Origin of the sequence: Paenibacillus rigui, assembly GCF_002234615.1 — a bacterium.
Taxonomy (GTDB): domain Bacteria; phylum Bacillota; class Bacilli; order Paenibacillales; family NBRC-103111; genus Paenibacillus_S; species Paenibacillus_S rigui.
In genome coordinates, this window is sequence record NZ_NMQW01000001.1 from 57,850 (window position 1) to 74,478 (window position 16,629).

The following is a 16,629-nucleotide window of genomic DNA, read 5'->3' on the forward strand; positions in this document are numbered from 1 at the left end:
TATAATGAAGCAAGCCGAACAACACCGCCACATTCCCGAGCTATGGGGAGACAAGCGGTTTCATACATGGAATGTAGAAATGCGCAAGCAATTCGGCACTAAAGTGTTCAAGGTCATGCTGGATGCGGGGTTCACTTGTCCGAATCGGGACGGTTCCATTGCAACCGGAGGCTGTACCTTTTGCAGTGCCCGGGGCTCCGGCGATTTCGCAGGGAGCCGCCGCGACGATCTGGTGACCCAATTCAATAAAATCCGCGACCTTCAGCATAAAAAATGGCCCGAGGCTCAGTATATCGGCTATTTTCAAGCTTATACGAACACTTACGCTCCGGTTGAGGAGCTTCGGGAATATTTTGAAGTCATTTTACAGCAGCCCGGTGTGGTCGGTTTATCGATCGCCACCCGACCCGACTGCTTACCGGACGATGTTGTGGAATATTTGGCGGAATTAAATGAGCGTACGTATCTTTGGGTGGAGATGGGCTTGCAGACAGTGCACGAATCCACGTCCCAGCTCATTAACCGGGCGCATGATACCCAATGCTACCTTGACGCCGTCGCCAAGCTGCGCAAGCATGGTATTCGCACCTGCGCCCACATCATCTACGGACTGCCGGGGGAAACGCACGAGATGATGCTCGATACCGGACGTGCGGTAGCCCAAATGGATGTGCAGGGGATTAAAATTCATCTGCTCCATCTTATGCGCAAAACGCCGATGGTTAAACAATATGAAGCCGGTCTGCTTCAATTTCTGGAAAAAGACGAATATGTTCAATTAATCGTCGATACGTTGGAAATACTTCCTCCGGAGATGATCGTTCACCGATTGACCGGAGACGCTCCCAGGGATCTGCTGATCGGTCCCATGTGGAGCTTGAAAAAATGGGAAGTGCTGAATGCGATAGATGCCGAGCTGCGTCTGAGAGATACTTGGCAGGGTAAATATTGGAAGCAAGCTGCAACAGAAACAGTAATTCGTTACAATAAAGAGACCTAACGGGCCAGAATCAACGGCTTCGCCGTCACTCAAGACGGCTTGCGTTTTTCAAGATATGGACGGAATCCCCCTCCCGGTCCAGCTTAGGGTAAAGGAGTGACAAAGATGAGGAAGCATATCCTTGGAGCGACGGCTCTCTTGGTCGTTGCTCTGTTGGGCGGCTGCAAGGACGCACCGGCGGTGCAGACGCCCAGCCCCGTGACGACGGACCCCGGCGATACCGCCGCGCAGACCGTTCCGCCGAAGGCCGGAACGGACGCCTTGCCGCTGTCCGGCAGCGCCGGTAGCGATGCTGCGGCTGCCCCAGGCGGCGAGCCCGCTGCGGGGCAGCCGACGCCGGAGCCGGCCAAGCCTTCGGCATCGGCCCCTTCGACTTCGACCGGGTCGAAGTCGAAGGCCGAGCTGCCGAAGGCGGAGCTGCCGCGGCTCGATGAACCGGCGGCCAAGCAGCCGGCGGTAGCACCGATGCCGACGGAGCTGGTGACGCCGAAGTCGAGTGGCACAAGCCCGGCGCCGGAGGCGGGCAGCGGCGGCTCCAAGCCGGCAACGGCGCCGATGCCGACGGATCTCGTGACGCCACCGATGGCCGGGGCGTCCTCGTCTTCATCTTCAGCGAAGTCGGCCGACGGTACGGTTTCGATCAGCAGCGCCTCCTCCTCCTCTGGCTTCGGCAAGGCCGAAGCGCTGTACAAGGATAACTGTATGGTCTGTCACGGTGACAAGCTGCAGGGCGACATCGGCCCGAACCTGACCAAAGTGGGCACCCGCCTTACAAAAGAGCAGCTCCTGGCCAAAATCAACCTAGGCAGCAAGTCGATGCCCCCCTTCCAGAAAACACTCCAAGCAGATCAAATTCAAGAGCTGGTCAGCTGGCTCGCCACACAAAAATAACAAGCATAGAATGGAGAGTACAATACTATGGGTTTCTTATCGATCCTCAGCTATGCCCATAAGCTGATCCAAGAACGTGTCTCCCCGGGTGAGACAGTAGTGGATGCTACTGCCGGCAACGGGGTGGACACGCTTTTTTTGGCCAAATGCGTCGGCCCCGCAGGCTCGGTGCATGCCTTTGACGTTCAAGAGCAGGCGCTGCTGCGCACGCGGCAGCGTCTGGAGCAGGAGCTGACGGAGCACGCCCCTGTGCAGCTGCATCACTGCAGTCATGCGCTGCTGCAGGAAAAGCTGCCTGTCGCAGCACAAGAAAGCTTAGCCGCGGTCATGTTCAACCTCGGCTATTTGCCGGGAGATGACCACCAGACCGTTACGCAAGCCGATTCGACGGTGGCTGCGCTCCAGCAAGCTGTGGAATGGCTGCGTAAAGGCGGCATTGTTACAATTATATTGTATACCGGGCACGAGGGCGGCGAGCAGGAGGCTGAGGCGGTTAGAGTCTGGGCCCAGCAGCTGTCTCAGAAGCAGTATCAGGTTCTCGAATACCGGTTTATGAACCAAAAGAATCATCCTCCTTATTGCATTGCGGTAGAAAAACGATAGTCGGATTGATATAATTCTAATAGATTCCTGCAGCCGGCCGAATAGCTTTCATAGCATGCATAGGCAGACGCAGGAAGTAGAGAGATCGAGTGCGAGCAAAAAAGCGGGAAAGTAGGGAATGTATTGAAACCATATCCTTTATTATTTAAGCCTGAAATGAAAGAACGTGTTTGGGGGGGCCGCAATCTGGAGCAGTTCGGACTGGAGCTGCCGGAAGGCCACATCGGCGAAGGCTGGATGATCGGAGATCACCCTAACGGCACAACCCAAGTGGCCAACGGGGAGCTGGCCGGTCTTGGCTTGGATCAAATCCGCGAGCAGTACGGCAAAGAACTGTTTGGAACGAAAGGCTTTTCCGAGAAAAACGGCCGTTTTCCTTTATTAATCAAGCTATTGGATTGTCAGGACGATCTGTCCGTACAGGTACACCCTAACGATCATTATGATAGACTTCCTAAGGGCGAGCTTGGCAAGACCGAAATGTGGTATATCCTGGACGCCAAGCCTGACGCTAAAATTATTTATGGCTTGAACGATGGAGTAACCCGTGAACAGCTTGCTCAGGCGATTGAAGAGAACCGGATCCTCGGCAGTCTTCGCGAAATTGCCGTAGAAGCCGGCGATTCGTTCTATATTCCTGCCGGTACTGTGCATGCGCTTGGCGCAGGGGTTCTCGTTGCCGAAATTCAACAAAACTCGGACAGCACGTACCGCCTGTACGATTACGACCGTTTAGGTCTGGACGGAAAGCCTCGCGAGCTTCACATCGAGGATTCCTTGAACGTGATTGCCTACGAGGGCTCCGGAGCCACCTATATGAAAACCGAGCTGCAGGCATCCAATGAATGGCTGACTCTGGCCAACTCTCCTTTCTTCGTTACGGAAAAAGGAAAGGTTGAGCAGGAATGGCAGCTTCAAACAACCGAAGCCAGCTTCGTCATTCATATTATTTGCGACGGAACAGGCACGATTCGCTGGGCTGACGGCGAATTGAACGTAAAGCCGGGACAGTGCTGCCTCATCCCTGCCAATCTTGGTGAATATACGCTGACCGGTTCTATGACCGTGCTGCGCAGCTATTTGCCTTAAGCATAGAAAAAGCCGATCCCCGGGAGGAACCTTGCGCTCCATCCTCCGAAGACCGGCTTTTCTTCATTTCTGTTTATATACTGGGCTCCATCGAGCCGAGTGCCATCGTAAAAAACTGAGCCCGCGAATGGGTATCCGTCGGGAAATGGACGATAAGCAGCTGCTCCGCATCGGTCAGCAGCTCCCCTGTTGCCAAATAGTGATCCAAGCGGAATGGCAGCACCTCGATCATGACATGCTTGTGAAGCTCTTTCTCGCTGATGTGCAGTGCGGCGAAGGTATCCGACACGTCCTCCGGCTTTTCCGCCAAGCTGCGGATGTAGTCGGACTGCGTGCTCTTATCCAGCGTAAACTCCCACCAAATTTTACGCGGCTTGTATTTGTGGTTCAAGAAATAATCGAGCTTCATCAAGCCTCCGATGACGTTCATTCCTTTTGTTCCCCGATGGACGAGGAAAGCGTGAAGCCGGGTAAATAAATCCTCCAGCTGATGGCCGATCTTTTGCCAGCCGCGCGATTCCCAGTAATCCCCGAACTGCTGGAAGAAGTCAAAGGCCGATGGAAACTCCTGACGGATCAAGTAGCTTACGGTATGATCCATCCGGTGCGAATTCCAGTATTTTTCCAGCACATCCTCAACACGTTTGATTCTGACAATATCCGAGAATGGCAAAATATCGTTGCCCAGAATCTCATAAGGAGCATGATCCATAAACTTGTAGCCGTATTTGTCGGCGTCCGCGCGCATGCCGGTGCCGCGAAGCATTTTGAGGAAGCCCAGCTGCAGCTCCTCAGGCCCCAGCTCGAACACATCATTGAACGTTTTGCGGAACGAGTTGTAGTCTTCCTCCGGCAGTCCGGCAATCAAGTCCAAATGCTGGTCGATTTTGCCGCTTTCCTTCACCTTCAGCACAGTACGCGTCAGCTTGGAGAAATTTTGCCGGCGCTTTACTAAGCTGTTCGTCAAATCGTTCGTCGACTGCACGCCGACCTCGAACCGAAAAATACCCGGCGGGGCATGCTCTGCCAAATAATCCAGCACCTCCGGGCGCATAATATCTGCGGTGATCTCGAACTGGAACACGCAGCCGCGGTGGTTTTGGATCAAAAATTCGAAGATCTCAAGGGCATATTCCCGCTTAATGTTAAAGGTACGGTCCACGAACTTGATCAGCTTGGCACCCGATTCAATCAGGAACAGCAGATCGCTCTTCGTCCGCTCCATATCGAAATACCGTACGCCTACTTCAATAGAAGATAAACAAAACTGACAGCTGAAAGGGCAGCCCCGGCTTGTCTCAAAATAAACAACCCGGTTGGCCAGACTTGGGATATCCTCCGCAAACCGGTGCGGTGTCGGAATGTCATCCAAGGCCAGCTTCGGACGCGGCGGATTAATGATAACCCTGCCTTCCTTGCGGTAAGCTGCACCGAACACACTGTAATATTTGCGGTCGCCGGTCAGCTCCTGCAGCAGGTGATGAAATGTCTCTTCTCCTTCGCCCATCACAATAAAGTCTACTTCGGGAATCCGGTTCATCCAGTATTCCGTATCGTAGGAAACCTCGGGCCCTCCCAGAACGATGATGAGCTCGGGATTAATTTTTTTGAGCATGCTGATAACGGTAATCGTCTCTTCGATGTTCCAAATATAACAGGAAAACCCTACAATATCCGGGGCTTTCTGGAACAGGTCGGATACGATGTTCATCGCCGGGTCTTTGATCGTATATTCGGTAATCTCTATAGGGAAATCTTTCTCGCTGAACGACTTTAAGTAGCGCAGCGCCAAAGACGTGTGGATATATTTTGCATTTAATGTAGATAGCACTACTTTCATCTCGGTACCCTCATTTGTTTGGCAGAATCGTTGCACTCTCATTCTACACGGAAAAAGGGCCGAACACAAAAAAAAGAAAATGGAACACCTCGTAAGGTTCATTCCATTTTCACGTTAATTCCAAGTATGCTCTGTGGAGGTCCACTCCGCCTCCGGCACTAAACCGGCAAGCACGAACTCGTCATTGCCCTCTGTGCTCCAACGGTTCGCTTGCGTGAACAGCTGCTCTTCGACCTGTTCTTTTTGCGAAACCAACCGTTCCACATGGCTTTCGCTCTCGGTTGTAAGGATCGTTTGGGTCAACTGCTTCCTCTGTTCAAGACGTTTGGCTAATTGATATAAGATCATTGTAGTTCTTCCTCTCGTTAATCGTTTCGTTATCTGCAGTATAGCCCTCCAATATTAAGACAAGATTAGAGGAACATAAACAGACCGTTAAAAATCACGGGATTTGTAAGCTCTGGCTTTATCTTTTCCCGGTGTGAAGAAATATATGTAAAACGATGGCGGATTATGCAAAAAAAATTGCATGCTGCCGCTTACGGCTGGAAAACCTCAGAGAAAGGGAGGGCTGCTTCCGGACAATCCCGCTTAGAGAGCTGTGCACTTGTTTAGGACAGGAGCAAGCCGGGCCTCGCTTAGCAGAATCCGACTTACTCCTTTTCCTTTCATACCCTTAAGGGTGAATTACCGTAAAAATGAGCGTCGGCGCTTGATTGATGTCCGTCCCTTCTCTTGTCTTCACGTGAACCATGTTATCGGCTGTCGCCATCGTCAAGCGGAAGCTGAGCGTTGAATCGGACTGGCTGTTAAAGAACTTCGTTACATCAAAGGTGACGTAGCTGTTATCCGCAATCGCTGTCACCTGCCCTAAGTAGACGTCCGTGACCGCTTTCTCCGGCTGATTATTAGCTGTAATCGTTGCCGGATTCCAGCTGTCGTCGATAATGCCGTACAGTTGAAGGTCCGAGCCGGTTTCCACGGATCCGACATACACCCTAAGCTGTACCGTGTCCACCGTCCCTGAAAGCACGGGCAAGCTCGATTGCAGGTAGCCGTCTCTGCGTCCACCTGAATATTTGACCAGCATTTCCGTCGCATTGTTGTAGTTCGTGTCCGCATTGGCGGAAATAATATTGTCCACATACGTATCCGCGTCCACGATTTGGGTCTGCTGAGAAGAAGGATACACCGTTACAGCCAAAGGAGCCGATGTCATTCCCAGATACGAAGCCGTAAGGCTCGCGCTTCCCAGCCCTTCGGCCACTGCCCATCCGGTCGGTGAGACGGACACCGCATTCGGATTGCTGCTGGCAAATACCGCGCCTGTCGTTACTGCTTCCGTAGACTGATCCGCAAATTGCAACGTGACCTCGAGCTGCTTCGGCGTCCCTCCCAGAGCGATCTGAGCAGGAAGCCCCGATAGAGTGATCCCTGTATACCCGGGCGTAGACAAGCTCAAGGTATGGCTTCGGGAAGTATGATTTCCTTGATCGAGCGCCTCTACCTGGAATACATACGTCTCCCCCGGCTCTAAAGCACGTGCAGTATAGCTGAGCTCATCCCCGAAGACCGTGTCCAACAGAACGCTGTTTCTGTAAATGCGATAGGCCACCACTTCCGTATCGTCGGAAGGGGGCAGCCACTGGAGACGGGCCTCGCGCGGAGCCACGCTCGCTTGTGACAGGGACTGGCCGGCAGGCCATACCGGTGCGGAAGCATCATTTACTGCAGCCGGTATATATTCGTCTGCACCGACATCTGGAGTTCCGGTTCTCTGCTCCCGCTCCATATCCAGGGTGACGAAGCCGTAAGCCCCGCTGGTTCCGTAGTCCCCAAGCGATGCGTTGATAGCCGGACTGACCGTGCTCAGCTTTTTATACGGTATCGTTCTCAGGCGCTCATAGCTTGAGGAGGTCCACAACCAGCCATAATCCTGCGGACTGAGCTGAAGCACCTCATTCTTCATATTAGGAAAGACGACTTGGACCTCGGAGGCGGTCAAAGGGACTGAATTCCCTGTAATTAACGGTATCCCTTGCTGCGGATACATCATATTCCCGGTCCACTGAACCCCGACGGGTGCATGCATGATCTTGATCAATTCATGCTGTGACCCGACGACGATATTGTTGGCGAACGTCAGATTCTCAGGGGGGATGCCATAACGGTCATAACCCAATTCAATGCCTGAGGTATTATTGATGAGCGTGTTGTTGGCGACGGTGACATTTTTGGCGATGAAGTGAGCGCCGGGCGTGTCCAGATGGTTCAGCATGTCATCCTTATCCCCTGTCGTAAAAGTAAGCGGCGCATCCCATACCGTCCCCGTCAATCCTTCGAAGTAATTATTGAATACCTTATGGTTCTCCCCGTAAACCCGGATCCCCCCGGTTCCCAAAGGCTCGCCTCCTGCCGTCGGATTCGGCGCCGTACGACCGTTGCCGATGAAGATATTGCCGTAAGCCGACGAGCTATTGCCTGCGCGCAAGGACAATGAGCCTAACGATTCGATAAAATAATTGTACCGGACCGTGTTGCTTCCGCTTTTGATCGAGACGATCTCAGGATCGGCGTCGCAATGGTCGAAAATGTTGTATTGGATCGTTGCATAGGCATCGAGCGAGATCAAGGTCGATACCCCAACCCGTATGCTTTCGGACTCATTCGTCTGACGGGATACGGTATTGCGGAAAATATTGTATTCTACCATATCGTGCTGCGTGATTTCATAGGGCCCCGTTCCGCTGCTGATCCCGTCGAATACGATGAATTTCCCCCGATCCAGCTTGTTCTCCATCAAGTTATGATCCACCCGGTTATCATGGCTTCCGGAGCCGTCGATGAAGATCCAGATGGAGGAACCGGATACCGAAGTCGTGCTCGGCGAGTGGAAGTAATTGTTCGTAATACGGATATGATGGGATCCGGTCAACCGCACCCAATTGCCTGCGCTCGTCATGGCGAACTCAATGTCCTGAAGCGTAATGTAGGAGCTGTTCTTCAGCAGCAGGCCGCTGGAGTTGAACTTGGCCATGCCTTTGTTTTTGGCCTTCACCACGATCGGCTGGGCCGCCGTTCCATTCCGTCCCGTCACCGTAAGACCGGCATAATTGCCGTCATCGAGCAAAATGGTGTCGCCCGGATTCGCCGCTGACAGGGCGCTGCCCAGCTCCGTCGAATTGTGGACGACAATTTGCGGCGAAGGCTGCTGCGGGGTCACCGTGACCGGCGCCGAGTCGGCTGACTGTCCGTCATTGCTGCGGGCTGTGACAATGAAGCTGTAGGCCGTCCCGTTGGTCAGTCCGGTGACCGTATAGGTGAAAGGGCCTGCGGCTGCGTTCGTTGCAGCATCCGCTGCGATGGTGGTATAGGCGCTTTCCCCCGGCGCTTGCCGTTTAACGTCATAATGCAAGCCTGTGACAACGCTCCAGCTCAACTGCGCTTCCCCGCTGCCGGCTGCGGCTCCCGTAACGGCAGGAGCGGTCACCGGATTGCCGGAGGCATTCGACAGCGCCACTTGAACATCGTCGAAGGCCGTTGTACCGGCATTGCTGTAGAGGCCGACTTGACCGGTTGCATACGGCGTCGTATCCGTACCGGACAGCACCAAGGTACTGCCGTAGTAACCTTCCAGCGTCAAGCTGCCGTCGATGTTGTGGATCACATTCAGTTGGACCGGCATGTAGCCGAGGCTGTCAAAATAAGGATTCAGCGTCGTGCTGCTGATCGAAACTCCGCTGGCATTCGTTGTCCCTGCTGTTTTCGGGACAGCGGTCTTGTAGCTGCCCGTCACCTTTTCCAAGTAAAATTGGTAGCTGGCCGAGTTCTTCTTCATCGTCAGCCGGTAATAAGCAGGCGAGCCGTTCATCAGCGAATATTTGGCCACCAGCCCTGCATAGGTGCTGTTGGCACCGGTAACCTTCAGCTTTCCGGAAATCGTGATGCTCTGGCTCGTGATCTCCGGCTGGCTGCTGCCCCAATAATCATGAGTCACAACGTAGGCAGCAGATGTGGACGCGTCCGTCTGCTTCAGAATATGATTCGAATATGTGGCCCCCGCGACGCTCTCCTCTCCCACAGACCAATTCGAGCTGGCTCCTACCGCATTCTTCCAAGGCTGTACCGCGGTTACAGAGCTTCCCATCGGTGAAGTATAGCCTGTCGCTTGGGTTCCGTAGCTTTCAAAGCCTTCGGTTAACGGGTAGCTGGAGGCCAGGGCCGAAACCGTTAAGGATTGTCCCGGGGCAGCCAATGAGAAGAACGATACCATAAGGAATAAACAAATTAAAACGCTTACATTTCTTTTTGCAGCAGCTGAGCTCATACTAAATCCATCACACTCCTTTTCGTGGAATACCTAAATTATAGGCCCCGCGTATAGCCGGGAGGATGATCGAATTTAAGCTCTGTTGCTGTTTTTTAATATGCGGTGTACATCCTAGTGCGATTGCTTGACGCGGCCATGCAACACCGGACACAGGGAGCTGCACACGGTACTCCCCGTTAGGTTCCCATATCCGGAATCCGAAGGATCATCCGGGTGCCCATGCCGGCTGTGCTCTCGATTTGCAAACCGTACTTCTCCCCAAAGACCAGCTGGATTCGCCTATGCACGTTCATTAAGCCAATGCCTCCACTGCGCCGGGTTCCCGGGCGAACGGACTCGGCCAGCTGGTTGGAATGAAGCTGCGCCCGCAAATACGCCAGACGCTCCGGCCGGATGCCCACCCCGTTATCCTCCAGCACAATCACCAGATCCTGATCCTTAATCCAGGCGTCCAGCCTTATAAAATGGTACTCCTCGATCCCTTCGGCAAACGCATGGGTGAAAATGTTCTCAATGAGCGGCTGCAGAGTCAGGCGCGCCATTTTTTTCAAGAAAAATGCAGGAGGAATGCGGACATCGAGCTCAAACTCCCTCCCTACACGGTGCTTCATGATCGTCATGTAATTCAGCACATGCTTCAATTCGTTCACAATGGCTGTTTCCTCGATATGCGTCTGCACCGAATAGCGGAACATATAGGCGATGGCTTCGACAATTTCGGTAATCTCGGAGGACTGCTTGATGACGGCATAGCAAATAATATTTTCGAACGTATTGTATAGAAAATGGGGATTGATCTGCAGCTGAAGCGATTGCAGCTCCGCCTTCTGGCGCTCCAGTTCGGCGTCCTTTTTACTGAGCTCCGTCCTGTACAGCGTATCCATTAATTCAGACAGACTCATCACCATCAGGTTGTAGCGGTCAATCAGCTCATCCAGCTCGTTGTTCGTCCGAAGCGGCGGAATCTTGATCCAATTGCCCTGCTCCGTCTGCTGCATTCCATTCTTCAAAATTTGAATCGGCTTCGTAATATGTCTTCCGAACCGGTAGGACAGCAGCAGTGCAAAAAGCACCGTGACTCCCCCGACGAGCAAAGACGAATAGCGGATGCTTGAAATCGGCCGCTTAATATCGTTCATCGGGACGGATGCGACCAGATTCCATCCGGAATAGGCGGACTTCGAGCTGACGAACATCCGGTCGTCGCCGAAGAAATCATCCGTAAACGACCTCGACTCGCTCTGATTCAGCTTCGCTTCAAGCGCATTGCTGATCGGGGCTCCGATCCACTTTTTATCGGGATGGTAGACGATACGCCCCTGGGTATCCACGATGGTGAAGAAGCCCTTTTGCCCCAGGTTAATTCCTTTCCACAGAGCGGAAAAATCGTCCGATTTGATCTCGATGGCGAGAATGCCTTTAAACTCGTTAAAGACCTGCCCGTGGATTTTGCGCGCCAAAGTAATGCGCTGATTGTTGCTCTCCGAGAACACCCGGTTATTAATGATCGTCATGCTGCCGTTCGGATCGGTTTCGCGGTCAAGCTCCTCCAGCGTCACCTCCGGCAGCGGGTCCTCGATCAGCTTCAAGGCCGGGTTCGCGTAGTACACCCAGTTATTATTGTAGTCGATCAAGTAGACCGTCATAATATCGGGCGATTTAATAAAGAGCGGATCGATAATATGCTTTTTCAAGTCGTTCGTAAATTGATAGTAAGCATAGTCACCTTCGGGCGGCGAGTCCAGGAAATCCTTCACCTCGCTGCTTGTAAAAAGAGATAGGTGCGCACGCTCATAGGAGCGTAAATACAAGTCCGTCTGATTGACGACATTCGAGACGATTTCGGTCAAATGCTCCTCGCTCTGCTCGCCCAGCTGAACGGAAGAAAGCTGATACGAGAAAAAACCGACAGCCGCTATGGAGATCACGATAACCGACGCGAAATAAACGAATATTGTACGGGCCAAGGAAGGCTTCATTTACCGGATCCCCATACTATGGCGGTATTCCAAGGGCGAAACCCCCGTCACTTTCTTGAACGTTCTGGAAAAGTGCGGGTAATTCTCGTAGCCTACCTCCAAGGCGATGTCCGTCGTACGGTAGTGGGGGATTTCCAGCATCTGCTTGGCCAGCTGGATCCGTTTCGTAATTCGATACTGCACGAAGGATTCGTGGTGCACCTTTTTGAATAACAGACTCAAATAAGGCGCGCTGATCCCCAGAAATTCGGCCACTTCCTCCAACGACAGCTCTTGGGTGATATGGGCGTCAATATAGGCTTTGGCCTGTTTCATCAGATCCAGTCCGCCGCGCTGCAGCGCCAGCTCATCGATCACCTGGTGAATGCAAACCTGAAGCTGGGTAAAGCATCGCTGCTTATCGGAGGTGTCGCAGATCATTCCCGCTCTTGGCTGGAAGCCCCTCAGCGACAGCCGCCTCATGATCATCGGCAGTCCGTCCTTCATCAGCTGAATGAAATCCGAATCTGAGGTGGAGGCCGAAACGCAGTATGCCTTCCATTGCTCCAGAAGAGACTCGGCTTCCGGAATTTGCAGCTTCCACACGGCCTCTACAATACGCTCCACCCAATCCTCATAGGCCGAAATGGAGAAGAGCGGCTGGCTTTGGACAACCATTTTATGCAAAAGGTCGTTTATTTTCATCGGTGTAAACGGTTTCAGAAGATACTCTTTAACCCCATAAGAAATACAAGCCTGCGCATATTCGAAATCGTTATACCCCGAGATGATGACCTTTTGGACGAGCGGGTATTTCTCATGCACCTGCTTGCACAGCTCCAATCCGTCCATCTTGGGCATGCGGATATCGGTTAACAAAAGCTGAGGCACCGATTCCTCAATCAGCTCCAGCGCCTGCTTTCCATTCGAGGCCGTCCGGATCGATTCGAACGCCGTCTGTGACTGCTTCAGCATGGCCACAAGGCCTCTCACAATGAGGGGCTCGTCGTCTACCACCAAAATATGCTTCATCGCCCGCCTCCTCCGTCTTCGTGTCTGTCTATGGCAAAAAACATTTGCCCGCCGGTCTTCCCCGCAGACAAATGCTTCACGCTCGTATGTTATGCAGATCGAAATTAAAAACGCTGCCTATCTGGCGGTGCTATTTCACGTTGGAATCCGCACCCAGCTTCACGCCGGTTTTCTTGTTGTACCGTTCTGTCGCTTCCTTGATTATATCATTGCCTCCCTTGGCCTTCCACTCCTCCAGCACCTTCGGCCAATCGGAAATCGGCTCTTTGCCGTACACCATTTTGAGCATATGATCGAGGATGACCGGCGGCATATCCGAGAATTTCAGACCCGCATCCGTATATTTCGCACTGGCTGTCAGCTCAGGTGTGAACGAAATGCCGTCGCGCCCTTCCTTGACGACAATGGTATCGAACTGTTGGATCAGCTTCTTGCCGTCGTCGGATAAGCTGAGCAGCGTACGGTTCAATGCCGTATCCTTGACCATACGCAGCATGACGGAGCGGAACTGCTCCTCATACGTGCCTTCCGGCGTGGTTGGCTGCTTGTAGACGACCTTGCCGTCCTTCATCTCGTACGTATCGCCTTCAATCCCGAAGTTGAACAGCTTATCTCCCGCATCGGTCACCATAAAGTTATACATTTTGACGATGGCGGCCGCCTTCTCTTTGCTCACCTTGCTGTTAATATAGGACAACCCGCCGGTGGAGCTGTATTTCATCATCCCGCCCTTGCCGTCATCCCCGACCGGAGAAGGAATAAGAATGACCTCGGAATTCGGATTGGCCGGCTTCGTATTATTAATCCAGGTTGTCAGCAGGTTCGCATTATGGTTCCACACTCCGGATTTCCCCGCATTAATATTATTCGTCCATTTGTTTCCGTCAACCGAAGCAAAATCTTTGGCCATCAAGCCCTCGTCGTACATTGTTTTGTATACCTGCAGCGCCTTCTGCATCGCCTCGACCTTGAAAAACTTCGGGACGATCTGATCTCCCTGCTTCTCGAACATCGTGCTGTAAGGCAACACATCATAGGCTCCGAAGATGGAGTCCGAATAGACGAAGTTTTGACGGAAGGCAAACGGCTGCTCCACGCCGTTCTTCTTCATCGCCCGCAGCACGTTCAGCAAATCATCGACGGTTTTGGGTACGGGCAGCCCGGTTTTGTCGAGCAGATCTTTACGGATAAACGTAGCGCGGCGGGAAGGTGAGGACAAATACTCCGGAATCGCGTAAATTTTGCCGTTATAGCGAACCTCGTCCCACGCTTCCTTCGGAATCGCTTTCAATAAATCCGGTCCATATTCCTTCAATAGGTCATCCAGCGGCATAAACAGTCCGCCTTTGATGGCGCCGCCCATATCCGGTCCTTCCGGAAACATACCCTGGATCGTATTGACCACATCGGGGATGTCGTTGCTGGCGAACATCAGCGCCGTCTTGGGCTTGAAGTCCGCATGCGGCACCAGCTTGATGTCCAGCTCGACGCCTGTCATTTCGCCAAGCTTTTTGACCCATTTGTCCTTATTGATATCCGGACTTGCCAGAGCATATTTATTGAGCGCGTCACTCATCGATAAGGATACCTTTACCGGAGTCTGTGCCCCCTGCCCCTGTGCCTTGCCTGACTCCTCAGGCTTGCCCGGGCTGGAGCAGCCTGCAACCGCCATACATGCCAATGATGAGACGATACCTGCCTTTTGCCAACGTTTCATCCTTCGTTCCCCCTTGTACCTAATCATAGTAGGTTTGATAAAAAAGTGAAGTCATGATTTGATCGAGCCGATCAGCATGCCTTTAATAAAGTGCTTCTGCAAAAAAGGGTACACCAGCATGATCGGAATAGTGGCGATAACGATGACCGCCATTTTCAGCCCGTCCGGAGACAAGTTCATGACATCGCCCGCCGTGCTGGCCAAATCGGACGAATCGGTGATGACAAACTCACGCAGCTTGACCTGTAGCGGAAACAGAGCACGGTTATTAATGAAGTAAAGCGCATTCGAGTAGTTGTTCCATAGTGTGACGGAATAAATGATAGCCATCGTCGCCATCGCCGGTTTGGACAATGGGAGAATAATGCTCCACAGTGTGCGCAGCTCCCCGGCTCCGTCCATTCTGGCGGATTCTACCAATTCGTTCGGAATCGACAAGTAGAACGACCGCATCACGAACAGGTTAAATGCGCTAATCGCGCCGGGAATCATTAACGCCCACAAGCTGTCCAGCATTCCGAGCGAGCGGATGAGCAAGTAATTCGGGATCAACGGCGCATGGAAAATCATCGTGATGAGCACCAGCACCAGGACGAATTTGCGTTCTCTGTATTCGTGCCGGGATAGAGGGTACGCCAGGGTCGCCGTCATCAATAGACTGATCAAGGTTCCGAGAACCGTGATCTGTACGCTGACACCGAAGGCACGCCAAATCGCTGCCTGCTTCAGCACCGCCGCATAATTCGACGTGGTAAACTCGACCGGCCACAGCAGCACCTCCCCGGCATTTATGGCCGTCGCGCCGCTAAAGGATTGGGCGATAATATTGATGATCGGCAAAATCATGATCAATGAAATGATGAGCAGCAGCACAGGGTTGAGCACCGCGATGCGGTGTGCCGGTTGTATTCTGGTCAAAGCGCCTACCTCCTTACCTTAATATAAGCCTTCTCCGGTCGCCTTCTTGCTGAACAGGTTCGCTGTCACAATCAGAAGGAAGCCGATGACGGATTTGAACAGTCCGATAGCGGTCGTATAGCTGTATTCCCGCTGGATCAGCCCGACTCTGTAAATGTACGTATCCAATATATCGCCTCTGGCCGTGTTCAACGGATTGAGGAAAACGAAGATGTTCTCAAAGCCCAGATCGAGAAAATTACCGATTTGGAGCAAAAACAGAACCGTAATCGTCGGCAGGATCGACGGAAGCGTGATCGAAAAGGCTTGTCTCCAGCGGTTGGCGCCATCCATTTGGGCAGCCTCATACAGGTCCGGATTGATCGAGCTCATCGCGGCCAAATAAATGATGGTGCTCCAACCTGCATTCCTCCATATGCCCGAGCCTACGATAATGGATCTGACGTATGAATCCTCCCCCATGAAATAAATCGGCTCATGGCCCGTCTGGCGGATTAAGTAATTAACGACCCCGTTGGTCGGGGACAAAATTTCGATCACGATGCCGCCTACCACGACCCAGGATAAAAAATGCGGCAAATAGACGGCCGTCTGGACAAAACGCTTATACATCTGATTGCGCAGCTCATTCATCATGAGCGCCAAAATGATCGGAATCGGAAAGGCAAAAACCAGACTGTAGAAGCCGATGGCGAGCGTGTTGTTCAAGATCCTCAGGAAGTCCGCATACTCGAACATCCGTTGAAAATTATCCAACCCCACCCATTCGCTCTTCCAAATACCGGCGAAAATATTATAGTTCTGAAACGCCATCACCGATCCCAGTAAAGGGGTATACTTGAAAAGCAAAAAGTATAAGATCCCCGGCAACGACAGCAAATACATCACTTTATATTTGCCGTAGTAGGACAACCACCCGCGTTTTTGTTCCGCCTGCCGCCGTTCCCCTGCTCTCGGCTTTACCGCGCTGTAGCTCATGTCATCACCCTATCCAAGTTGTTATACCTGAAGTGTACAACGGAAGCTTGAATATAGGGATGCGGTGAATTAATGTGAGTTATCTTTTTTTAATATGCGGCTTCCGTAACACACAAAAGAAGCCGGTCCCTGCGGCAGGAACCGCCCAAGCTTCCATTATTTTACCGTCCCCCCGGCCCCATACGAATAGCCTGCATCAGGCTCAGCAAGGGATCCCCGGCCAATTTCCGGGCATTGTCTTTTTTTGCAATCCCCCGAAGCCTGCCTTGAAGC

Annotated in this window: 12 protein-coding genes; 4 read left to right on the forward strand and 8 right to left on the reverse strand. The window is 52.6% G+C overall.

Annotated features, from left to right (window positions below):
- Window positions 1-4 precede the first annotated feature (4 nt).
- The 4 genes from mnmL (at window position 5) to CF651_RS00265 (ending at window position 3,583) form a co-directional block, all read left to right on the forward strand.
- Window positions 5-1,000, forward strand: a complete 996-nt coding sequence (gene mnmL / locus CF651_RS00250; protein ID WP_094012833.1) for a tRNA modification radical SAM protein MnmL/YtqA — start codon at window positions 5-7, stop codon at window positions 998-1,000.
- Window positions 1,001-1,105: 105 nt separating this feature from the next.
- Window positions 1,106-1,891, forward strand: coding sequence for a c-type cytochrome (locus CF651_RS00255; RefSeq protein WP_094012834.1), 786 nt, complete (start codon window positions 1,106-1,108; stop codon window positions 1,889-1,891).
- A 27-nt stretch (window positions 1,892-1,918) separates the two neighbouring features.
- Window positions 1,919-2,494 (forward strand): tRNA 5-(aminomethyl)-2-thiouridylate-methyltransferase MnmM, encoded by a 576-nt coding sequence (mnmM, locus tag CF651_RS00260; RefSeq protein ID WP_094012835.1) that lies wholly within the window; start codon window positions 1,919-1,921, stop codon window positions 2,492-2,494.
- Window positions 2,495-2,617: 123 nt separating this feature from the next.
- On the forward strand, window positions 2,618-3,583 hold the full coding sequence (locus tag CF651_RS00265; protein ID WP_094012836.1) for a type I phosphomannose isomerase catalytic subunit: 966 nt from the start codon (window positions 2,618-2,620) through the stop codon (window positions 3,581-3,583).
- Between the two features lie 73 nt (window positions 3,584-3,656).
- Here the strand turns inward: CF651_RS00265 and CF651_RS00270 are convergent, their stop codons facing one another.
- The 8 genes from CF651_RS00270 to CF651_RS00305 form a co-directional block, all read right to left on the reverse strand.
- Window positions 3,657-5,423, reverse strand: a complete 1,767-nt coding sequence (locus CF651_RS00270; RefSeq protein ID WP_094012837.1) for a B12-binding domain-containing radical SAM protein — start codon at window positions 5,421-5,423, stop codon at window positions 3,657-3,659.
- 114 nt (window positions 5,424-5,537) lie between these two features.
- Window positions 5,538-5,771: a hypothetical protein gene (locus CF651_RS00275; RefSeq protein WP_094012838.1), complete on the reverse strand. Its 234-nt coding sequence runs from the start codon at window positions 5,769-5,771 to the stop codon at window positions 5,538-5,540.
- A 328-nt stretch (window positions 5,772-6,099) separates the two neighbouring features.
- The gene (locus CF651_RS00280; protein ID WP_094012839.1) at window positions 6,100-9,750 is read right to left on the reverse strand and encodes a chondroitinase-B domain-containing protein; all 3,651 of its coding nucleotides are present in this window, start codon (window positions 9,748-9,750) and stop codon (window positions 6,100-6,102) included.
- Window positions 9,751-9,929: 179 nt separating this feature from the next.
- A complete protein-coding gene (locus tag CF651_RS00285) occupies window positions 9,930-11,732 on the reverse strand; it encodes a cache domain-containing sensor histidine kinase (RefSeq protein WP_094012840.1) in 1,803 nt (600 codons plus the stop codon).
- Complete coding sequence (locus CF651_RS00290; RefSeq protein ID WP_094012841.1) at window positions 11,733-12,743, reverse strand: response regulator transcription factor; 1,011 nt, start codon at window positions 12,741-12,743, stop codon at window positions 11,733-11,735.
- Between the two features lie 130 nt (window positions 12,744-12,873).
- On the reverse strand, window positions 12,874-14,460 hold the full coding sequence (locus tag CF651_RS00295; RefSeq protein ID WP_094012842.1) for an extracellular solute-binding protein: 1,587 nt from the start codon (window positions 14,458-14,460) through the stop codon (window positions 12,874-12,876).
- Between the two features lie 51 nt (window positions 14,461-14,511).
- Window positions 14,512-15,378 carry a carbohydrate ABC transporter permease gene (locus CF651_RS00300; RefSeq protein WP_094012843.1) on the reverse strand — a complete coding sequence of 289 codons (867 nt, stop codon included), beginning with the start codon at window positions 15,376-15,378 and terminating at the stop codon, window positions 14,512-14,514.
- An 18-nt stretch (window positions 15,379-15,396) separates the two neighbouring features.
- Complete coding sequence (locus CF651_RS00305; RefSeq protein ID WP_094012844.1) at window positions 15,397-16,356, reverse strand: ABC transporter permease; 960 nt, start codon at window positions 16,354-16,356, stop codon at window positions 15,397-15,399.
- Window positions 16,357-16,629 lie beyond the last annotated feature (273 nt).